Origin of the sequence: Flavobacterium piscis, from assembly GCF_001686925.1 — a bacterium.
Classification (GTDB): Bacteria; Bacteroidota; Bacteroidia; order Flavobacteriales; family Flavobacteriaceae; genus Flavobacterium; species Flavobacterium piscis.
The window spans coordinates 59,011-80,499 of record NZ_LVEN01000038.1 but is presented as its reverse complement, the minus strand read 5'-3'; the positions used below and the strand labels follow the sequence as shown (position 1 = coordinate 80,499).

Annotated in this window: 18 protein-coding genes; 14 read left to right on the top strand and 4 right to left on the bottom strand. The window is 33.0% G+C overall.

Going from position 1 to position 21,489, the window contains the following annotated elements:
- Positions 1 to 12: 12 nt before the first annotated feature.
- The 3 genes from FLP_RS16980 to FLP_RS16970 all read right to left on the bottom strand — a co-directional run bounded on the left by FLP_RS16980 (position 13) and on the right by FLP_RS16970 (position 2,526).
- Positions 13 to 306 (bottom strand): DUF6520 family protein, encoded by a 294-nt coding sequence (locus FLP_RS16980; RefSeq protein ID WP_041516071.1) that lies wholly within the window; start codon positions 304 to 306, stop codon positions 13 to 15.
- Between the two features lie 79 nt (positions 307 to 385).
- Positions 386 to 1,897 (bottom strand): DoxX family protein, encoded by a 1,512-nt coding sequence (locus tag FLP_RS16975; protein WP_065450723.1) that lies wholly within the window; start codon positions 1,895 to 1,897, stop codon positions 386 to 388.
- A gap of 338 nt (positions 1,898 to 2,235) precedes the next feature.
- Positions 2,236 to 2,526: a hypothetical protein gene (locus FLP_RS16970; RefSeq protein WP_315246670.1), complete on the bottom strand. Its 291-nt coding sequence runs from the start codon at positions 2,524 to 2,526 to the stop codon at positions 2,236 to 2,238.
- 642 nt (positions 2,527 to 3,168) lie between these two features.
- On the opposite strand from FLP_RS16970, the gene FLP_RS16965 reads away from it, so the two are divergent.
- The 6 genes from FLP_RS16965 to FLP_RS16940 all read left to right on the top strand — a co-directional run bounded on the left by FLP_RS16965 (position 3,169) and on the right by FLP_RS16940 (position 10,237).
- Positions 3,169 to 3,561 (top strand): plasmid mobilization protein, encoded by a 393-nt coding sequence (locus FLP_RS16965; protein ID WP_065450722.1) that lies wholly within the window; start codon positions 3,169 to 3,171, stop codon positions 3,559 to 3,561.
- Positions 3,546 to 4,850 carry a relaxase/mobilization nuclease domain-containing protein gene (locus FLP_RS16960; protein ID WP_065450721.1) on the top strand — a complete coding sequence of 435 codons (1,305 nt, stop codon included), beginning with the start codon at positions 3,546 to 3,548 and terminating at the stop codon, positions 4,848 to 4,850. The genes FLP_RS16965 and FLP_RS16960 overlap by 16 nt, the downstream gene beginning before the upstream one ends.
- 17 nt (positions 4,851 to 4,867) lie before the next feature.
- Entirely contained in the window at positions 4,868 to 6,850 is a 1,983-nt protein-coding gene (gene mobC, locus FLP_RS16955) for a conjugal transfer protein MobC (RefSeq protein ID WP_065450775.1), read from the top strand.
- A 22-nt stretch (positions 6,851 to 6,872) separates the two neighbouring features.
- On the top strand, positions 6,873 to 7,838 hold the full coding sequence (locus tag FLP_RS16950) for a PDDEXK nuclease domain-containing protein (RefSeq protein ID WP_065450720.1): 966 nt from the start codon (positions 6,873 to 6,875) through the stop codon (positions 7,836 to 7,838).
- A gap of 289 nt (positions 7,839 to 8,127) precedes the next feature.
- Positions 8,128 to 8,898 carry a hypothetical protein gene (locus FLP_RS16945; RefSeq protein ID WP_065450719.1) on the top strand — a complete coding sequence of 257 codons (771 nt, stop codon included), beginning with the start codon at positions 8,128 to 8,130 and terminating at the stop codon, positions 8,896 to 8,898.
- A 154-nt stretch (positions 8,899 to 9,052) separates the two neighbouring features.
- Positions 9,053 to 10,237, top strand: a complete 1,185-nt coding sequence (locus FLP_RS16940; RefSeq protein ID WP_065450718.1) for a hypothetical protein — start codon at positions 9,053 to 9,055, stop codon at positions 10,235 to 10,237.
- Between the two features lie 64 nt (positions 10,238 to 10,301).
- Here the strand turns inward: FLP_RS16940 and FLP_RS16935 are convergent, their stop codons facing one another.
- Positions 10,302 to 11,159: a hypothetical protein gene (locus FLP_RS16935; protein ID WP_065450717.1), complete on the bottom strand. Its 858-nt coding sequence runs from the start codon at positions 11,157 to 11,159 to the stop codon at positions 10,302 to 10,304.
- A 331-nt stretch (positions 11,160 to 11,490) separates the two neighbouring features.
- On the opposite strand from FLP_RS16935, the gene FLP_RS16930 reads away from it, so the two are divergent.
- From FLP_RS16930 to FLP_RS16900, 8 genes are all read left to right on the top strand, one after another.
- On the top strand, positions 11,491 to 13,275 hold the full coding sequence (locus tag FLP_RS16930; RefSeq protein WP_065450716.1) for a DUF262 domain-containing protein: 1,785 nt from the start codon (positions 11,491 to 11,493) through the stop codon (positions 13,273 to 13,275).
- Positions 13,276 to 13,278: 3 nt separating this feature from the next.
- Positions 13,279 to 15,795, top strand: coding sequence for a DUF262 domain-containing protein (locus tag FLP_RS16925; RefSeq protein ID WP_065450715.1), 2,517 nt, complete (start codon positions 13,279 to 13,281; stop codon positions 15,793 to 15,795).
- A 419-nt stretch (positions 15,796 to 16,214) separates the two neighbouring features.
- Positions 16,215 to 16,601: a single-stranded DNA-binding protein gene (locus FLP_RS16920; protein ID WP_065450714.1), complete on the top strand. Its 387-nt coding sequence runs from the start codon at positions 16,215 to 16,217 to the stop codon at positions 16,599 to 16,601.
- 30 nt (positions 16,602 to 16,631) lie between these two features.
- Entirely contained in the window at positions 16,632 to 17,693 is a 1,062-nt protein-coding gene (locus FLP_RS16915; protein WP_065450713.1) for a DUF932 domain-containing protein, read from the top strand.
- A 47-nt stretch (positions 17,694 to 17,740) separates the two neighbouring features.
- Positions 17,741 to 17,887, top strand: a complete 147-nt coding sequence (locus FLP_RS25555; protein WP_165606691.1) for a hypothetical protein — start codon at positions 17,741 to 17,743, stop codon at positions 17,885 to 17,887.
- Positions 17,888 to 18,016: 129 nt separating this feature from the next.
- Entirely contained in the window at positions 18,017 to 18,715 is a 699-nt protein-coding gene (locus FLP_RS16910) for an outer membrane beta-barrel protein (protein ID WP_065450712.1), read from the top strand.
- A 14-nt stretch (positions 18,716 to 18,729) separates the two neighbouring features.
- Positions 18,730 to 19,461, top strand: coding sequence for an outer membrane beta-barrel protein (locus FLP_RS16905; protein ID WP_065450711.1), 732 nt, complete (start codon positions 18,730 to 18,732; stop codon positions 19,459 to 19,461).
- 31 nt (positions 19,462 to 19,492) lie between these two features.
- Complete coding sequence (locus FLP_RS16900) at positions 19,493 to 21,457, top strand: T9SS type A sorting domain-containing protein (protein ID WP_065450710.1); 1,965 nt, start codon at positions 19,493 to 19,495, stop codon at positions 21,455 to 21,457.
- Positions 21,458 to 21,489 lie beyond the last annotated feature (32 nt).

Genomic DNA, 21,489 nt, shown 5'->3' with positions numbered 1-21,489 from the left:
CATTTACCGTTTTTATTGTTGCGGTCTATAAACTTCGACCGTACAGGCACCATTAGCATTTTTTGCATATACCTGTTGTGAGGCTGGATTAGCTGACACTCGGCAAATTGCACCGAAATTATCAGTATCACATTCATAAGTCTGCTCCTCATTACATAATCCGGCCGGATTTAGCCTTACGTAACCATCAATCAATGCTGTAGATCTACTATTTTTCTCCATAGCATTAGTTGTAAAAGCACCTGCTATCGCAAGGGCAAATACGGCAGCAGGAATAACCACCTGTTTTGAAAAAATTGTTTTCATGATTTAAATAATTTATGGTTAATGATCTACTCTATCACAGGTTTTCGATCTTCCCCTGATACTGCGCTGTATATTATAATTACTTTTTGTAATGTATTGTAATACCACTGCTAAGCACGTAACTGACCAAATGAGTCCCGATAATGGCATACAATTGATTGTCACTCACAATAAAATCTTTTAGTTTTTTATTTTCAATATGGTAGACATAAAAACTGGACACATAGGATCTGTCATTTAAATTGTATACATCTATTACAGAGGCCTGATTCCACATTTTTTTATCTTCATATCTTCCAATTATTCCTGAGTTTATAAACAGCAGATTTTTATGAATAGCAGCAGATTTATTGACAATTACTGGTGGAGCGGCAAACTTTTTTTCGCCTCTGCTGCTTATATAAGCAACTTTTACTTTTTCAGGACTAAGTGTATCAATAGTATTACTTCTAAAAGCAAGATTTAAATTTTGATCTGCAACTATAAACTCATTACGGTAATAATAGATGTAAACATGTTTCCGGGAATAAAAGTCATAATAAAATCTTCCGTCAACATCAAACATTCCATCAACTTGCTTTTGTAATAAATCAGACTTTATAGTTATTTTAGAGGGATTTCCAAAGTATAAAGTTCCTAATTCACTTTGATTGCTTTGTTTGTCAATAGTTCTAAATGATATATGAACCGAATCAATGACCTGAGGCTGTGTGAATCGAATAGAACCATTCCATTTATATCTTGCCTTCCAATTTGAAATACTGCCTTTAAATATTGAAGCAACATTTCCATCAATCAAATAAAAAGAAGAGTCAATAATTTTTAACCGTACAGCGGTAGACAAAAGGTCACTATTCACTGTGATTTTATGTTTCGCATTACTTCTGAGTAAAGAATCCCACTCTGTTACCTGCAATGGACTACTTGTATTACCCAGATAGATTTTACCCTTTGAGAAACCTGAAAAATAAAAAGAATTGTATTGTATCTGTGTATCATATTTTTTTTCTGTACCCTGAGGATAGCGCCTGATAAATGAATTATCATAATGCATCATATTTTCTGACTTGATAAATAATCCGGCCGTTAGCATAACAGCCAACAAAGCACAGCCTGCAAGAGAGAGAGATTTTCGTTTTTTTTCTTTTCTAAAGCCTTCCTCTGCAGGATTTTTAAATGGGATAAGCAATATTGCAACTGCGGAGATAATAACAAAGAAAATATTAAAAACCAAATGCTCTTTCCAATTTAATTTTTCCAATATGCCTCCACAAGAACAAGGTATAAAAGAACTGTAATTTAAAATAATGTATATGTAAACTGTAAACATGACCATCAACCCAAAAGCAAAATATAATGCAAGTATTCTGGTTCTTTTAAATACAAGTAAAACTGAAATCAAAAGTTCTAAAATGATAACTCCCCAGGAAATTAGTCCGGCAAATGCACTAAGTAATGGAGATTGCGCTAATTGTATTTGAAAATTCTCAAAGTCAAGCATTTTACTTACTGCCGCATAGACAAACAATAGTACCAGCAATAAGCAAATTGAGTCCAAAATTATAGTCTTAAGTTTTGCATTTGATTTCATTGTAATTGAAATTAATTAAACGAAGCAATTAATCATATTTGAAATAATAGCAATTCTTTAGATGAGGTTTTATTCAAGAACCAATTTAGTTGCAGTATTTAATAAGTTTTAAGCCTAGCAGAAATTAACAACTTGTAAATAAAGAATTGATTTATAATGTCATAGACAAAATTAAATCACTTGCTGATATAAATTATTATCAAAAACCTGCCAAGATTTTTCAATAACATTCAATCGTAGTTAAAAAACAGGATAAGGTGCAGTTTATAATGAAAAAGATGCCATTAGAAAAAATAATTTCTAATGACATCAAAGTAATTTGTGATTTTTAACTGTTGCTACTTTATTGTATCGCCAAGTAAACTTAGTTTTTCACTAAGTTCAATTAGCCCTGCTTTTTGTAAACATTCCTCTCCAAATAGTTTTAACTCCTGAAGATTTTCTTCTTGAATACTTGTCATAAGAATCGATGGTTTATCATTGTCCTTAGCAGATAATCCACGTTCAATAACATGGTTTAATAGCAATACATTTTTTCGTGAAATTTTCAAATCAATCTTCACTACATCATTCATGCCTGGAATACTAAGTACAGTATCAAAAACCTTGGCCACATCATTTGTTGTCATAATCTTCACGTTTTTAATTAATAATTTATTTATACAAAGGTATAAAGCCAGTCTTAAAGTGTCATGGACATAATATGTCCATCATGGGTAAAATCCATTTCGCTTACTTAATTTTGTCTCTGAATTAAACAGCAAAGATCAAAATGAGCAATCAAAAACCTTCCTTAAAACAGTCAGGATTTTGTTGTTTTTAAAATTGGTTTATTGCTTTGAAAGAGCACGTTTTCAATCTAAAATTCGGAAGATAAATCGGCATAATAGTTACCAGATTATAATAGTTCTGAATTTTATGCAGTGTGCACTTTCTTTGAGTTCTAAAATAAAAATGAAATAGATTTTAGAAAAAAAACATTAAAAATTTAATGACTGTCTTTATAGTGTATTAAGTTCTATTAGCAATACAGTCAAAATATCAATTTGTCAAAAAAGAGGTAATAATTGGATATTTTGAATTTTTAAAATCTTAGAAAATACTAGAATGTCTACAGAACATTAAAGTATCAGGAGGATTGCCACGTTCCTGCAATCGGCAAGATGTCCTGTTGTTAAACAACAGCCTTCTTGCTGCTCTACACTCGGAACTCGTGAGCAGTGATACTGAAAACATAAATTAAGGTTTGATAACAATGAAAAAGAGAGAAAATGAAAAGAGAAAATTCAAACAGAACACGCATAGTTGGGTTACGCTTTACTCCCGAAGAGTATACGAAAATTGAGAAAAAATGGAAAGCTAGTACTTGCCGCAAACTGAGTGATTATATTCGCAGGCACTTATTTGAGAAATCTATAAACACCATTTACAGGAATCAGTCTTTAGATGATATGGTCCATGAAATGATGCAGTTATTCAAGCAATTAAATGGCATTGGAAACAACTTCAATCAGGCAGTAAAAAAACTACATACACTAAATCAAATTCCGGAATTTAAAGTATGGATAATAAGTGCTGAACTGGATAAGAAAATCCTTTTTGACAAGATTGATGAAATCAAAAACTACATCCGGAAAATCTCCGAAAAATGGTTGCGATCATAAAAACAGGATACGCTATCCACAAGGTTTTCTATTACAATGAAAACAAAGTAAAAGAAAATGTGGCAGAGTGTATAGGTGCCGGAAATTATCCAATTGATGTTGATCAAATGGGGCTTACTGTGAAACTGAACCGTTTTTTAAAACAGCTGGAACTAAATGAAAATGTAAAGCGAAACAGTGTACATATTTCGATCAACTTTGATCCTTCAGAAAATCATTCCAAGGAAAAATTAATGGCTATCGCGGATACTTATATGGAAAAAATCGGTTTTGGTGAACAGCCTTATCTTGTGTATCAGCATCACGATTCCGGGCATCCGCACATCCATCTAGTCTCCATAAATGTTCAAAGAGATGGTAAACGAATTGACATGCAAAATATTGGCAAAAACCGATCTGAACCGGCAAGAAAAGAAATCGAAGAACGCTTTGGACTTGTTAAGGCGCAAGGGAATAAAAACAGTACTGATTTTACGCTTAAGCCAATCATCTCACAAAAGATTCAATACGGGCGAAGCGAATCGAAAAAGGCTATTACAAATGTTCTGGGTCAGGTGCTTTCATCGTATAAATATGCCAGCCTTCCGCAGCTCAATGCAGTGCTCAAACAATACAATGTTTTAGCAGAGCCAGGCAATGAAGATTCAAAAATGTTTAAAGCAAAAGGATTGATGTATAGAATACTTGATGATGACGGTAAACCTATCGGAGTCCCCATAAAAGCCAGTCTGTTTTACAACAAGCCAACACTTAAATTTTTAGAAGAAAAATTTGCGTCTAATAAAACAAATGAAATCTCAAATATAAGAAGGGTAAAAAATGCCATTGATATGGCATTCTTCAAAACTCAAATATCGCTCGCAGAACTAGTTCAAGTACTGCAAAAAGATGGAATCAATACTGTTTTTAGAAAAAACGCAGAAGGATTAATTTATGGGATTACCTATGTAGATCATACCACAAAATGTGTATTTAATGGAAGTACACTTGGTAAACAATACAGTGCTAAGGCAATACAGGAACGCTGTACATTCATTAATCCGGCCGAACAAAAAATAACAAATTTGGTTAGTGAAAAATTACACGAAATCACATTTGAAACACCGAAATCGGAAATTATTGCAACGTTGTTTGGGGATGATTTTAGGAATAACAAATACATAGGATCTAGCACTATAATGGGGCAGTTAGCAGATATGCTCACGCAATCTGAACAAACAGCTAATTATCTTCCCTATGAGCTGAGAAACAAAAAGAAAAAAAGAAAAGGACAGTCTAATAATAGATAAAAAATGAAATCATGGCTATGCAGACAGGAGAAAACGAACAGGCACTGAGAAAGATCTTGGATATGACAAGACTTATTAGCATCATTATTTTAGTAATTCATTTTTATTATTACTGTTACGAGGCTTTTCGGGAGTGGCATCTGGTAAGCGGCTTTAGTGATAAGATAATGGGAAATATTTACCATACCGGATTATTCAGTAATTTTCATAAATCCAAACTCTTTACTTTGGGATTTTTAATCATTTCTTTAATTGGCGCAAAAGGGCGAAAAGATGAAAAACTGAATTATAAAACAGCTTTCGCTTACATAATTACAGGCATTCTGATTTACTTTATAAGTTATCTTTCACTATACCTGAAAATAGAACTAATGCTGGCAGCAATTGCCTATATGACCATAACTTCCAGTGGTTTTCTTCTAATGCTTTCCGGTGGCACATTATTATCACGTATCATAAAAAATAGGCTGAACAGTAAAGATATTTTTAATAAAGAAAATGAAACTTTCCCGCAGGAAGAAAGACTTCTAGAAAATGAATATTCTATTAATCTGCCAGCCCGATACCATTTAAAGGATAAGATAAGGGATAGCTGGATAAACATTATTAATCCTTTTCGGGGACTCTTGGTTTCCGGGACTCCCGGAGCCGGAAAATCTTATTTTGTTATACGTCATGTGATTACCCAGCACATACGTAAAAAATTCACCATGTTTGTCTATGATTTCAAGTTTGATGACCTGACAAGAATTGTCTATAATACCTGGCTTAAATACAAACATCTCTATCCAAAATTACCTAATTTTTATGTCATTAATTTTGACGATTTAACCCGGACCAATCGGTGTAATCCGTTAGAGCCATCAGGTATGAGTGACATTACGGATGCTTCAGAATCAGCGCGTACTATTTTGCTCGGACTCAACAGAGAATGGATCAAAAGACAGGGTGATTTTTTTGTAGAATCACCGATTAATTTTCTATCGGCCATAATATGGTATTTACGAAAATACAAAGACGGCGAATTCTGTACACTTCCCCATGTAATTGAACTCATGCAGGAAGATTACGATAGTCTCTTTACGCTGCTCAGAACCGAAAAAGAAATCGAAGTACTTATTAATCCCTTCGTGAATGCCTACCTAAATAATGTTATGGACCAATTAGAGGGGCAAATTGCTTCTGCAAAAATTGCCATGGCACGGCTTTCCTCTCCACAATTGTATTATGTTTTATCGGGTAGTGACTTCACATTGGACATCAATAATCCGGACGATCCTAAGATCGTATGTATGGGCAATAATCCGCAGAAAATCCAAATATATGGCGCTGTATTATCACTTTACGTTAACCGATTGGTAAAGCAGGTAAATCAAAAAAAGAAACAAAAAAGTAGTCTGATATTCGATGAATTCCCAACAATTTACCTCAACAATATGGACAGCTTAATTGCTACAGCCCGGAGCAATAAAGTAGCGACTTGTCTGGGTATTCAGGATTTTAGCCAGCTGCGTAAAGATTATGGACGAGAACAGGCAGACGTGATTATGAATATTGTTGGAAACGTAGTAAGCGGACAAGTTACAGGTGATACTGCTAAACAATTGTCAGAGCGTTTTGGAAAAATTATGCAGGACAGGGAAAGCCTTTCCATTAATAGCGGAGATACTTCTATAAGTCGGTCCAAACAATTGGAATCGGCAGTGCCTCCATCCAAAATTTCCGGACTTAGTTCCGGTGAATTCGTGGGTATGGTAGCAGATGATCCTGATTGTAAAATTGAACTCAAAACATTTCATTCTGAAATAGTAAATGACCATAAAGCATTAAAAAAAGAACAGGATCAATATGTCGATATTCCTGTTATTCGCAAAGTTGATAATGCAATGGTACAGCGGAATTACTTACAGATAAAAAAGGATATCAAGGATATTATTTATGCTGAAAAAGAAAGACTACTAAATGATATTGAATTAAGCCATTTAGTAATTAAGAAGTGATAATAAATAAAACTCAGAAATAATGTTACAGGAACAATTTACAGATATTATTCAATTAATAAAACAATCCAGATCAAATGCTATTTCAGCGGTTAATACTGAAATGATCAATCTGTACTGGAATATTGGACAGTACATTCACAATCGTATAGAAACAGCACAGTGGGGAAAATCAATAGTAAAAGAACTGGCAGATTTTTTACAGAAAAGTGAACCTGATTTAAAGGGATTTTCGGACAAGAATCTTTGGAGAATGAAGCAATTCTACCAGACATACAAAGCTTTTCCAAAACTCTCAGCACTGCTGAGAGAAATTAGCTGGACAAACAATCTTATCATTTTAAGCAGAACTAAATCAATCGAAGAACAGGAATTTTATTTGCGCCTCTCCAGTCAGGAAAAATTTAGTTCAAGGGAATTGGAAAGGCAGATAAATAGTGGCGTTTTTGAAAGAACTATTATAGGAAATACAAAAGTCTCATCAGTGATGAGAGAATTACATCCTGATATCACAAACACATTTAAGGACAGCTATATCTTTGATTTTTTAAACCTCTCTGAAACCTATACCGAAAGTGACTTACAAAAGGGGCTGATTAATCAGATGAAAAATTTCGTACTTGAACTCGGTAAGGATTTTCTATTTATCGCAGAAGAGTATAAAGTGCAGGTGGGACATAGTGATTTTTATATTGATCTGGTTTTTTATCACAGAGGCTTACAATGTCTGGTAGCATTTGAATTAAAATCAGATAAGTTTAAACCTGAACATCTCGGACAGTTAAATTTTTATCTAGAAGCATTAGACCGGGATGTGAAAAAGCAGAATGAAAACCCAAGTATTGGTATTTTATTATGCAAAGACCAAGACCATGCAGTGGTAGAATATGCTTTAAGTAGAAGTCTATCTCCTACCATGGTAGCTGAATATAAGATTCAACTACCGGATAAGTATTTGCTTAAGCAGAAACTACACGATTTATTTTAACATTTATATTTTTTCAATTAAGAAATTTACGCTCAATAAATTCTTCACATGTAGAGTCATCATCTACTTCGTATTGTAGATTAATAAATTCATCAATACTTCTTAAAAGCATACTCAAATTATGGTAAAGATTTTTAGGTTCATATTTTGAAAAAAGATCGAATTCTTTTAAAAATTCGCCTAATTCGTTTCCTTCGAGTTTTTTTTATTTAGGAATTGGATCTATTGTCTTTTTAATATGTAAAGTATAGTTAAATTTGTTAGAAAAGTTATATATAATTTAAAAGAAATGAATACTAAGAAACAAGACGATATGAAAAGATACATTGCATATTTTGACTTCCTGGGTTATAAAGAGTTTATTCTTAATAATGATAGTACATATTTAAAAGGGCGGGTAATACATATATTAAGAGATATAGAAATGGCGTTAGGCCAAGGAAAATACCATGAGCCTGAGAATGGCCGAATTTTATCTGACACGAGCCAAACAAGAATTAACTGCTTAAATATTTCGGATACAGTCATTTTCTGGACTAACGATGATAGTATTGAAAGCCTTGAAGAATTGTTAATCGTAGCTCACCGATTTAACTGGCAGGAGATTCTCTATAATTTCCCAATAAGAGGAGTGATATATTGTGACGAGTTGGAAATGATTTCTGGGAAAAAGACAAATACAGTTGGCTCAATTTATAGTGCTAACATGATTTATGGAAAAGGATTAGCGAATGCTCACATTAAAGGTGATAATTTAAATTGGTCAGGTTCCGTCATTGATCACACTGTAATTGAAAATATCTCTGATCAAACTGATATTGTAAAATTCTTAGAGCCATTTGCAAAGCTTTATAAGGTACCTTATAAAAAGCCTTACCCAGATATTGGAGAAGAATATGCCCTTCACATAAATAAAGGGAAGTTAAATCAAGAAGCTTTTGAGAATACTAAAAAGGGAATAGAAGCAACCTTTAAAAGTGATAATAAAACTTTTGACCATCCTAGAGTTCAGGAAATACTGGCAAATACAATTAAATATTTGGAAACCTATAAAGAATAATACTGTAAAATTTAGTTTTCTCTTTTTATAGATTTTTTTTTTTTAAAATTGATACAGAATATTGTTGTAAATAGTAATTAATAATCCAGTTGCAGATAGCGAAAGGTTTATAAGAATGAAACAAAAACAGAAATAGTAAATTAAAATCAATAAAATGGAATCAGAAGAAATTATAGATAAAGGCATTGAAGGTGAGAATTTCGTAACAAAATTTGCAGAAACATCTTATCTAAAATATTGGTGTTACCCCAATCCGATTGATATGACTGGTGACAAAAAAGAGATTTGTGACTTACTTATTCTGTTTTTTGATACGGCGATTATTATTTCGGTTAAAAACTATAATGTTAATGGCAATTATGAACGATTCTTAAAAAGAGTTGTTGAAAAATCATCTAAACAATTGTTCGGAGCACAGAGAAAATTGTTTGGCTCTAAAGAAATAGTCTTGCAGCATATTCTGCAAGGTGATAGAAAATTTGAACCTAATGACTATAAGAATATATTCAAAATCACTGTTAGTGTTGGCGAAGATTTTGAAAACTATGACTTTATTGACCATGATCAAGTCAAGGGTACCGTTAACATATTCAATCGACAAACCTTTGAAACTATCATTTTTGAATTCGATACAATCAAAGATCTGACGGAATATTTAATAGCACGAGAAGAATTGCTTATTGCCAATAAGGGGCTTTGTTGTAATTGCCGCGAAAAAGATTTAATAGCACAGTACCTGATGAATGCAAGGGAATTTCCCGAGGAATTACTAAAAGATTTTGAAAATTTCACAAAATCATTACAAGGAAAATGGCAAAGATATCATGCTAACAAAGAAGTGATTTTAAAAAAAATAGAAGAAGAGAACAGCTATTTTATCGATCGCTTAGTAAAAACTGATGTATTACCACTGGAAAATGGAGAACTATTAGCAAAAGAATTTATGACCATGAGCAGGTTTGAGAGAAGAATCATGGCAAATAGTTTATTTGAACTCGTAAACAAGTATGAAGGCAACCAAGATGTTTTGGCTAGAAGATATACAGTATTCAATGGCATAGGGTTTCTTTTTGTATACTATCCCAAAGAAAGGGATGAAAAAGAAATTGATGCAATATTGTTTAGTGCCCAGCAACTATATTCCTACTTCAAAAAAGATAATAAAATCGTAATGCTTGCTGCTTCCAGGGGAATGAAGCAATGGAAATTTGGATTATTTCAGGCTACCGAAATGACTCTTGGTGCAGAAAAATATTTGCAAGCTTTAGCTTTACAATTCGGATGGTTCCAAAATGAAAAGAGAGTTGAGCGCAATATCAAGGAATATCCGAATGAATAATTTTATATTACCCAAGCAATTACAAGATAGGATCCAAAGCTAAAGTAAGATCTTATCCTTAATCCTATGTTGTCTGTTCTATAATCGCGTTAGTTATCTCATCTATCAAAGGTGACCAATTTCCTTGTCTGGAAAAGCTGATAATTCTATATTTAGTTTGATCATTTTTTCTCAATTTAACTTCGTTTATGAATACATTTTGTCCTTTGTAATCATTTAGAAGTGTCAAATCTTGATAGGCGGAGTGTCCTAATAAAACAATAGCCTTTGGTTTTATAACATTGATAGTATCAATCATTCTTTGTCTGAAGAAATTTTTTACCATAGCTGATGTAACTTTATCTTTAGTTCCTATTATTTCTCCAATGTTTTTTTCTTTTGAAAGTAGATTGAAAATTTCCTTTAGTTCTTTTATAGATACAGTAGCAATTGGACAGATATTCGTATAGACGATTTTATTATGGACGTCATTTTCAATTAAATCATTAAGTTTTCTGATATCATGCTTTTTATCAGGATGTAATTTTTCACTATAAGAATATAAAATATCAATCATACGTGATGGGAATGAATTGTTTATTTTTTTTGTTTTTTCAAACCAATGATACCCATACCACTTCTTTTCTATAAACTCTCCTCTGGCATTGCCCTTTTTAAACCAGTCCAGGTTTAAGCTTTTTAAGTAAACGGGATCACTTATTATTCTTTTTGGAAAACCCTCTTTGGATTTAAGTTCCTTAAAAGCACCATCACCTGGATTTATCCCAAGTAATAATAGTTCCGGATTATGATTGATTTTACTTTGAATGGTTATAAAACCTCTATATAATTTTTTATAAATAGGATTTATTTCTAAGATTTTAATGATTGGAAGATATTTGTTTTCAATTTTTACCAATTCTTCAATTAAATTTTCATTCATATTTCACATATATTGCTGGTTAATCGATTAATGTTTACAATCGAATTAAACAAACTCTTTTTTTTACTTAAAAAAAATAGGTCTAAGTTGTTAACTAATTATATTTTAGCACAAAAGCAGCAAGTTAGTCAGCTAATAATACAATGCATTACGGTTTTCCTTCTTTTTATTGTTTGAACATTCTTTACATTAGCAAATGTAAAAGCAGTAAATCAGAAACGGGCTTTTAAAAATTGTATTTTATGAGTCTTTACCGGTTTAAAACTTAAAATGATTGAATAATTAAGAAGTCTTTAAAATCTATCAAAGCAATAATAAAAATAAAATATTTATGAACAATAATACCTTAAAATTAAAATCAATTTTTGAACTTCTAAATGAACAGTTCTATATTCCTTCTTATCAAAGAGGTTATAGATGGACTGATATTCAAGTCAAAGCTTTGCTTGCAGATATTTGGGATTTTAGAAATAAAGACCCTAAAAAGGAAGAGTTTTATTGTTTACAGCCTGTGGTTGTTACAAAACCGGACAATAGCTCCGCTATTGCGTGGGAACTTATTGATGGACAGCAAAGACTAACAACCATCTATATTATCTTAAGTTTTTTTAATAAACGCTTTTCCGAAGAGTTTAGAAATCCCGTTTTCTCGCTGGAATATCAAACAAGAACCGACAGTAAAAAATACTTAGCCGATATTAATGATGCCGAAAAAAATGATAATATCGACTACTATTTCATTCATGAAGCCTATACAGCCATAAGAGAATGGTTTAAAGGAAAGCAAAATTTCATCAACGATTTCGAATCTATTCTACTCAATAATACCAAAGTAATCTGGTATGAAGTAAATGATGATAGTACTGATTCTATTGATATTTTTACACGTATCAACATTGGAAAAATTCCATTAACCAATGCAGAGTTAGTAAAAGCATTATTCCTTCAAAAAGATAATTTTCAAGATAAAGCTACACTTAAACAACTTCAAATAGCCTCAGAATGGGATGCAATGGAAAAAAAGCTGCAAAACGATTCATTTTGGCATTTTATATACAGTACAAAAAATAACATGCAGTATGAAAACCGAATTGAATACATTTTTGATTTAATTCACGAAAAAAAAAAAGAGAACGAAGACCATTTTACATTCAATAAATTTCAAGATGAATTTACCGATGATAAAATACGAAACAACGGTATTCTGGATGTGGATGGACTTTGGCTCAAAGTCAAAAAATATTTCCTAACCATCGAAGAATGGTACAGCGAACGGGATTTATATCATTTAATAGGATTCTTGATTGAATATAAGGCAGACATAAACGAACTCAAAAAAACATCCGATAAACTTAGCAAAACGGTGTTTAAAGAACATCTTAAAACAGAGATAAAAGACAGACTAAGCACCATACAGATCGAATCTTTGGAGTATGGTCAAAATCCTTATGAAATCAGAATGATATTATTACTGTTTAACATCCAAACCATTTTAGCGACCAAAGAAGCCGATATGCGTTTTCCGTTCGACAAATACAAATCAGACAATTGGGATATTGAACACATCAATTCACAATCAGATAAAACAATAAGCCCCAAAGACCGAAAATCTTGGGCTATTGATATTTTAGAGTTTTATACAGGTTTGTATGGATATGCTTCGGATGTTTTTAATGAAAGAGGAATATCCCAGATAAATGCTCAAAAAGAAAAAATTGAAATATTAAAAGATATCACAAAAACAATCGCAAATAAATTAGTAACTATTTTAGAGAGCGAACACGTAAACGACGAACTTTTTCAGGAAGTCTACGAAGAGGTTCTTGAACTTTACATAGAAAAAGAAAACAGTCAGATTGATAACATTTCCAATCTCGCTTTACTCGATGATGTAACAAACCGAAGCTATGGGAATGCTATGTTCTTTATTAAAAGAAAACGAATTATTGAAAATGATAAAAACGGAATCTTTGTGCCGATTTGTACTAAAAATGTATTTCTAAAATACTACACTAGGCATTCTGATAATAATATGTACTGGAATCAAAAAGATGCCATTGATTATTTGGAAACTATGAAAGAAATATTAGGAGATTATTTAACGGTTAAAGAATAGAAGATGAGTCAAAATGATACATTATTACAAGGTAAAAGATTATCCTTTGTTCAGTTATTTATAGAGAATAATTACAATATAGAAATCCCTATTATTCAACGAGATTATGCGCAGGGTAGAAAATCTACTTTTGAAGTAAGAGAGCTTTTTCTTCAGGCATTACATGATTATTTAGAAGACGATATTCCAAACAGGGATTTAGATTTCGTATATGGAAGTACCGAAATAGATGGGAAAATTGAAAAATTTATTCCGTTAGATGGTCAGCAGAGACTAACGACTTTGTTTTTGTTACATTGGTATTTGGCTGTAGCTTCTAAAAATATTGAAGAATTTAAAGAAGTAATAACACATAAAAATAAATCAAGGTTTTCTTATTTAACGCGTACCAGTTCCTCTGAATTTTGTGATGCTTTATTAGAAAACACAATAGATCTTATAAATCTGTTAAAACCGGATAAAGGCGTAAAAAACAGTTTGTCTAAAACGATAAAAGATTGCGGTTGGTACTTTCTGTCTTGGTCTTATGACCCTACTATCCAATCAATGCTGGTGATGCTTGATGCCATCCATGATAAATTTCAAAATAAAGAATATTTCTATGATAGACTAATAAATATTGAAAAGCCTATTATTACTTTTTTGTATCTTGATTTGGGAGAATTTAAGCTCACTGAAGATTTATACATAAAGATGAATTCCAGGGGTAAAACATTGACATCTTATGAGAATTTTAAAGCCAAATTCGAGCAGCACATAGCAGGTTCAAAATTGAATTTGGATAAGCAATATCAACTATCTTTTAAGGATAAACTAACTGATGTAACTCCTAAAGAATACTTTTCGTTTAAAATTGATACAGCTTGGGCAAATTTATTTTGGCAGTACCGGGAGTTAAAAGGCGACATTCATACTTTTGATGACGAACTGATGAATTTCATTAGGACCATTATGTTATCCCAATTTGCAATTGATACAGCAAATAACAGCAGTGAAGTATTAGAATATTTAATAGGAACTAGTGCTGCTAAAAAACGTGATGACTATTCAGATACTATTTCATTTTACAAATACAAAAACTTTGACGTTCTCTCTGGTAAAGCGATCAAATATTTGATAGATGCTTTTGATGCCTTAGAAAATGGCAATGATAAAATAAAGGAACATCTAGGAGATAATTTTTATTTTAATGAAGCAAAAAACTTTGAAGACGTTTTACAATTTAATTTGAAATTACCTCAAATAGTTCAGTTTCATGCCTACTTAAGATTTCTAATTCTCAATAAAGATGATTTGTCAGGATTATTTCAATGGATGAGAGTAATCTTTAATTTAACAGAAAACACGAATTTTGACAAAGCTGAAGATGTTGGCACTGCTATAAAATCAATCGAAAAAATAGTGCCTTTCAGTAATGATATTGTAAAATTTTTAACCTCGAATGATAATAAAATAGACTTCTTTCTTGGTCGTCAGGTTCAGGAAGAAAAAATAAAGGCACATTTAATACTAAAATCAGACCTCTGGAAACAAGAGATTGAAAGTGCTGAACAGCATAAATATTTTGCAGGGCAAATAGCTTTTATGTTTGAATTTGCTGGTATTTTGGAGTATTATGAAAAAATGGAAAACTGCAATTGGGCAGAACAGGATGATAATAAATATTTAACAGAATTTGTAAACTATAAAAACAAATCTTTAAGTCTTTTTAATCTTTTACATACAGATAAAAATAGTGATTTTAAACTGGAAAGAGCAGTACTGACCAAAGGCGATTACTTAATAAATTCGTACTCGCGCTATAATTTTTTGAGCACAAATAAGAATTTAAGAGATTACAGTTGGAAAAGATTACTTCGTTTGCCGCCAGTTAACTCAAAAGAAGAGGAAAAAAACCATTGGAAAGCCAAGAGAAATTATGTAAAAGAATTGTTTGATGACGTAAAATTCAACACGACGGATGTAGAAAAAGCATTGAGTAGCATTGTAAAGGCAGTTCCAAAAGATTGGAGAAAACACTTTATAACAAATGAAGATTTAATTACGTATTGTTCTCAGGGATATATAGATTTTAAATCAGATGAAGAAATTTACCTTCTCATGCATTCGCAAAGAAATCATAGACATAGGGAAATGTTCACTTATAATTTGTATTTAAAATACATTGAGCCGGAGCTTCAGCATTTTACTCCTTTTCGTTTTGTTACTCATATGGAAATAAAAAGTACAGATGACATCTCAGGTATTCATCTTTATGATTGGCCCTATAAGAGAAAACAGTATCAATTTGAGATCTATAAATCACATGATTCAAATAAATATTTTATAGTTTTTAATAAATCAAAAGGAGATAAAAAGCAATCTGATTATGATACAAGCATTGGAGAAATATTGGAAAACCATAAACTTACCTGGGATCCAAAATTTAATTTTTATAGTTATGCTTTATCCAATGAAATAAAGGTTGTAGAACTTTTGAAATCAGTTTGTAAAGAATTGACTAACTTGGTTAGTGAATAATATTGGTAGTCTAAAAATATGATCATCACAATACTTTGGCTCTCTTTTAAAGACGAGTAGAAAAACAACATTTAATTAATATACAAAGAGGCAGTCTAAATAGACTGCCTCTTTTTTTTTAGCTTTTATCCGGCTTTTGCCTTGCGATTTAAGCTTTCTTTTAAAGATACTTCAAAGTTTTAACTTATAGCTTTCACTCGAAACGGACTAAAAGGGCAGCTAAGATAGTGACTTAAGCATGCCCCGTGCGCATAATGGCGGCGCTCCCCTTGCCACCCTTCGGGACTTATAGCACTTACTCATCCTTAAGCCACTTACATCTTGCTTTCTTTTTTTCCGTTTTTTCGTTTTGAAAACAATTTTTGTGGGAGCAGGATTAGAGAAAACTAAAACAGTAGTAATCTTTAAATTTTAAAATTATGGAAATCACAGGACGATTAACAGCAGATGCATCAGTTCAAAAAGTGAACAATGACAAACAAGTGGTCAATTTCAGTATTGCCATCAACGACAATTACAAACCTAAAGGAGGTACCGAAGTAAAGGAAGTAACAACCTATATCAATTGCTCTTATTGGTTAAATACTGCTACAGCACAGTGGCTTAAAAAAGGAACTCTTGTACAGCTCTTTGGGCGTATTGGCATGAATGTTTACAATAACAGCGAAGGTATGGCAGTAGGCACTTTGACCTTTCACACCAACAATATTAAAATTTTGGTTTTTCCCAAAAAAGTAGAGACTACTAAAGCCTCTTCAACAGTAAAAGAAAAGAAATCTAAAAAAACAGCAGACGTACCTTTTTAATAATAGCGTAATCACTTAAAATGTAACATCATGGCACACAATATAAATTACAACGAGAAGTGCGGAAAGCACAGTTTTTTCAGTACTAAACAAAAAGCATGGCACAATTTGGGGCAGATTATTACCGATTACCCAACAAGCGCCGAGGCAATTATCCACGCAGGTTTGGATTATGAGGTAGAAAAACGCAGACTCTTTACAGCTAGTTCTTCCGAAATTATTTTAGATAATGAAATCATTCACAATAAAATAGAAATACCAAATTACTACAGTACGGTGCGAACCGATAATGATACCGTACTCGGTGTGGTAGGCAAAGATTACCAAATTGTACAAAACAGGGATGCCTTTTCTTTTTTTGATAGCATCGTAGGGGGTGACGGTATCCTATACGAAACCGCAGGGGCACTCGGAAAAGGGGAACGCATCTTTATAACGGCAAAATTGCCCGATTATATCAGGGTCGGTAACGATGATTTGATTGAAAAATATCTTTTCCTGACCACTTCCCACGATGGAAGCGGAAGCATAACGGCGGCATTCACGCCTATACGCATCGTATGTAACAATACGCTAAATGCTGCTATGAACAATAAGACCAATACCGTGCGCATTCGCCACACCTCAAATGCCAAACAGCGTTTGGAACAGGCGCACAAAGTGATGGGTATATCTGATATGCTGTCTTCGCAGATGGAATCCATTTTTAACCATTGGACAAAAATCCGAATCACAGACAATGAAGTAAAAAAACTAATACAGTCTGCCCTTGTTCCCAATAAGGAAGTGCTGAAAACCATACAAGAGGGTAAACAAGACGAATTATCAACTTGTTTTACAAATATGGTAGATAGTGCTTTTGAGTATGCTATGAGCGACCCGACACAGCTTATGGATACCACCAAAGGGACTGTATTTGGGGCATACAATTCTTTGACAGGCTATTTTCAGAATGTGAGAAATTACAAGAACGATGAAGCTAAACTAACCTCTCTTTTGATGGGGGGTACAGGGCAAATCCGTACACAGTCGGCTTTTAACCTTTGTGTGGATTTTGCCAGTAAAGGCTCAGATACCTTGATTTTCAATTAGCTAATCAGGACAGGCATAATCTGCCTGTCCTTTTAAACCCTGAAAACATGATACAAATAGAAGATAAAAATGGAGAGAATATTGAAGTTCTAAATTTAGCAGAGACAATAAAAAAAGCAGACTACTCATTACGCAATCGCAATATAGCTAATGATGTTTGTGTGTTTATTATTTTTATTTTCAAACATCTTTAGTAATCGACAAACACGTATATAGGCTTTAGGTAGATGTTAGTTCCGTATGAACGGTTTAAATCACCTTTTGTCGATTTTTTAAAGATAAAAATCAGAAATTAATACATATATTCGCAAAAATTTTTGTGAATGAAAGTACTATTACACTTATTAATATTTTGCTCTTTTTTTAACGCTGCTCATGCACAAAATGAGACTAATATCACCTACGGATTAAAACTCGGAGGAATTTATTCTAAAATCAGTAATTTACCCGAAAGTATTAAAGGCAGGGATAACACTTTTGATAATAGTGTTATGGAAAGTAAAGGTGGCTACGGAATCGAAGGTGGATTCTTTTTAAACTGCAAACTTTACGATACACGTGTTGCCATTCAGCCGGAACTTTTATTTAGACAGTCTTGTCAAACTGTCAATTATCACGATACTACAGGCAAAGAATTTGAGTTAGGATTAAATTATTCCTATTTGCAGATTGGGGCTTTATATAAAGTATATCCTTACGAAGGTTTAAATTTAGGATTTGGTGCTTTCTACGGCATCAGTTTATCTCCTAACAATATTACTTATAAATCTAACGAAGCTGGCGGAATGTATGATGTTGCCACTAGGCAGTTCTATCAGGATGGTCTTGACGGCGCAGACGATTTTTCATTGTGCTTTGCATTAGGTTACGAACTGCACGAAAGTATTCACTTCGATTTACGCTATTATTTAGGGGTCAAAGATGTGGTAAAAAGTAATGCATCTTCTTTTCAGTTTATCGAAAATCAAAACAAAAGCGGGGTATTTAGTTTTTCTTTAGGCTACAGTTTTCATCAATGGTAATTTAAATAAAAAACATGAAAAAAATTATTTTGCTAGTACTATTAGTAAGCACAAAATCGCTGTTTGCACAAGGTGACAGAGAGATAACATATGGTCTTTTTGGTGGCGGTATTTATTCTAAAATGTCAAATCTTCCCGATGTGATAGTACCGAAAGGTGTCTATGAGGGCTATACTTTAGAAGAAAAGGGTAAATTTGGAGGAACGGGAGGGGTTTTCATTAATTGGAAATATCCTTACGCCAAAGTGAGTATCCAGACCGAAATATCCTATTCGGGACAAAGTACAGATTTGAATTATGAAGATATCAAAGGATTAAAATACAAAATGACTTTTGGATACAGTTATATCAATGTCGGTGCACAATTTAAATACTATCCTGTTGAAGGGCTGTATGTAGGTTTTGGACCATACGTTAGTTTTAATATTGCGAGCGATAATATAAAATACACTTCTAATGCGCAGGAGATATTTGCTGATTCAGGGACTTATTTTGAACCTGATGCCAATGTGCAAAAAGTACTGAAAGAATCCCTTACCGGTAAAAATTATTTCTCTGGAATATTCTCTTTGGGTTATGAATTTAATTCGAATCTTTCTATAGGAGCCCGCTACACTTTAGGTCTTACAGATGCTTTAACAACGGAAGAAAACGGGCATCGTTACAGTGAAAATAAAAACAAAATCAATAGTATTTCATTAATTATTGGTTACTCATTTGACTTTGATGATCTGGCCAATTTCTAGGAATCGATTTCATTTTAAAACATAGAGAATTATGTATAGAAAGATTTTTTCAGCATTGGTTTTTATAAGTTTATCGGCAACTAACCTGGTTTTTTCACAGCAAAAGGTATTGCCCGGAGCAGTCGAAGACCCATCTTTTTGGATTAAAACCCGAAACAACGCAGATGCCTATTACTGGGAAAGCCTTACTAAAAAGGAAGGGAAAATATCCCAAAAAAAACAGTCTGGAGCCGCTTTTAATTTTAACCCAAGTATTGTTTTTGATACGGCTCAGGATTCCCTGATCCTGCCTTTGGGCATAGAAAGTAAAAGACGTCAGACCTTATTTATGGTTTACAAAGTAAAAGACAGTTTGAAAGAGCAATTTTTATGGACGATAAACGATCCTCAAAAAACACTTTCAGTTGCGACCAATAAGCGTTTGGTGGATCTAAAAAAGTACTCCTATCAATCCTATCAGGAAAAAATAAAACCTCATAAAGCTAACATTCATTTTTTTCAACAGAATGTAACGGATAGTGTTGCAAAGTTATCGTCATTAACGATTGGGCAAAAGTCTAAACATGAGAAATTACCTCCCGAAGAGTTTAAAGGAAACATTAGCGAAATTCTGGTGTACAATAGGGTATTATCCGGTAAAGAAACCCAAAAAGTAGCCAGTTATCTCGGAATCAAATATGGCATTTCCCTTTCTCAATATAATTTTAAGAACTATCTCAACAGTCAGGGAGAAATCATTTGGGATATTGACAAGCATAAAGGTTTTGGCTCCTCTATTACAGGAGTTGGAAGGGATGATAAAAGCGGCTTGTTACAGCCTAAAAGCAGTAATATGATCGAAGAGGGAATGTTGATTATAGAACTAAAAAGCAAATCCAACACCATACCCAACAATTACTTCGCTTTTTGGAGTGACAACGGAAAAAACCTTCTGGTAAAAAAACAGGAACAGGGAGAGCCAATTGGTATTTCAAGGCAATGGCAATTGGATTTTACAAATCCAACAGATCTTAGTCTTGACTGGGCTTTTAACCCTGCTTTTATAAAAGGCACTTTACCCAAAGACACCTATTACTGGTTGTTGGTGGATTATTCAGGAAAAGGAACCTATGACGAAAATGATTCAAAATATATTCGTTTGGCAAGCACGTCAAGTACAGAAAAATTAGTGCTGAACGATTTTAACTGGGACAAACAAAAATCAGGCACAGTCAAATTTACGATAAAAGTCGCGCCTGAAATGTTCAGCAGAGTCTGGATAACGGAAGCCACTTGTGGTGTATCAGGGTCCGGGCAGTTAAATTATAGCATTGAAGGCGGCGAAGCTCCTTTTACCGTTACTGTCAAAAAAGACGGAAGCGATGTGGTTGTAAAGCAATGGAATCAGGCTGCAAAAAGTATAACAGGTCTACAGCTTTCCTCCGGAACTTATGATTATATCGTTAGGGACGCAAAAGGGAATTTATACTCCGAAACCGTTTTTGTGGCTGATAAACAAGGGACATTTCCTAATTTAAAATCAGATTATTTATTGACGGGTGGAAATGCCATAACACTTGATGCAAGTGCAGGTTTAACAACAGGAAATTATGAATACCAATGGTTTTATGAAGGCGATTTTATAGACAATAACCCTAAAATTCTAGTTGATCAGCCAGGTAATTACGAACTAAGATTGGTAAATGATAAGGAATGTAAAACGGCTACCAAGATTGCCATCGCTACGGATGGAAAAGAAATTACCGATTCGAGTATTATTATTTTATATCCTAATCCAACTACAGACGGTCATTTTTCTGTAGCTATGCAATTTCCACACAAGACTAATGCAACCATAACAGTATATTCTCCGACAGGTGCGCTTGTAAAACAAAAACAGTTGACGCAAATAGAAACTTATTTGTATGATGATACGATCAATAGTTCGTCGGGAATGTATCTGGTGTCTGTTCATTCAGAATTTGGCACAAAAACTTTTAAAGTTATTGTGAAATAATTTAAACATAAACGATTTCCCCATAATCGATT

Coding starts and splice junctions, on each gene's coding strand:
- FLP_RS16980 (WP_041516071.1), bottom strand. CDS start 306: ATGAAAACAATTTTTTCAAAACAGGTGGTTATTCCTGCTGCCGTATTT.
- FLP_RS16975 (WP_065450723.1), bottom strand. CDS start 1,897: ATGAAATCAAATGCAAAACTTAAGACTATAATTTTGGACTCAATTTGC.
- FLP_RS16970 (WP_315246670.1), bottom strand. CDS start 2,526: ATGACAACAAATGATGTGGCCAAGGTTTTTGATACTGTACTTAGTATT.
- FLP_RS16965 (WP_065450722.1), top strand. CDS start 3,169: ATGAAAAGAGAAAATTCAAACAGAACACGCATAGTTGGGTTACGCTTT.
- FLP_RS16960 (WP_065450721.1), top strand. CDS start 3,546: ATGGTTGCGATCATAAAAACAGGATACGCTATCCACAAGGTTTTCTAT.
- mobC (WP_065450775.1), top strand. CDS start 4,868: ATGCAGACAGGAGAAAACGAACAGGCACTGAGAAAGATCTTGGATATG.
- FLP_RS16950 (WP_065450720.1), top strand. CDS start 6,873: ATGTTACAGGAACAATTTACAGATATTATTCAATTAATAAAACAATCC.
- FLP_RS16945 (WP_065450719.1), top strand. CDS start 8,128: ATGAATACTAAGAAACAAGACGATATGAAAAGATACATTGCATATTTT.
- FLP_RS16940 (WP_065450718.1), top strand. CDS start 9,053: ATGGAATCAGAAGAAATTATAGATAAAGGCATTGAAGGTGAGAATTTC.
- FLP_RS16935 (WP_065450717.1), bottom strand. CDS start 11,159: ATGAATGAAAATTTAATTGAAGAATTGGTAAAAATTGAAAACAAATAT.
- FLP_RS16930 (WP_065450716.1), top strand. CDS start 11,491: ATGAACAATAATACCTTAAAATTAAAATCAATTTTTGAACTTCTAAAT.
- FLP_RS16925 (WP_065450715.1), top strand. CDS start 13,279: ATGAGTCAAAATGATACATTATTACAAGGTAAAAGATTATCCTTTGTT.
- FLP_RS16920 (WP_065450714.1), top strand. CDS start 16,215: ATGGAAATCACAGGACGATTAACAGCAGATGCATCAGTTCAAAAAGTG.
- FLP_RS16915 (WP_065450713.1), top strand. CDS start 16,632: ATGGCACACAATATAAATTACAACGAGAAGTGCGGAAAGCACAGTTTT.
- FLP_RS25555 (WP_165606691.1), top strand. CDS start 17,741: ATGATACAAATAGAAGATAAAAATGGAGAGAATATTGAAGTTCTAAAT.
- FLP_RS16910 (WP_065450712.1), top strand. CDS start 18,017: ATGAAAGTACTATTACACTTATTAATATTTTGCTCTTTTTTTAACGCT.
- FLP_RS16905 (WP_065450711.1), top strand. CDS start 18,730: ATGAAAAAAATTATTTTGCTAGTACTATTAGTAAGCACAAAATCGCTG.
- FLP_RS16900 (WP_065450710.1), top strand. CDS start 19,493: ATGTATAGAAAGATTTTTTCAGCATTGGTTTTTATAAGTTTATCGGCA.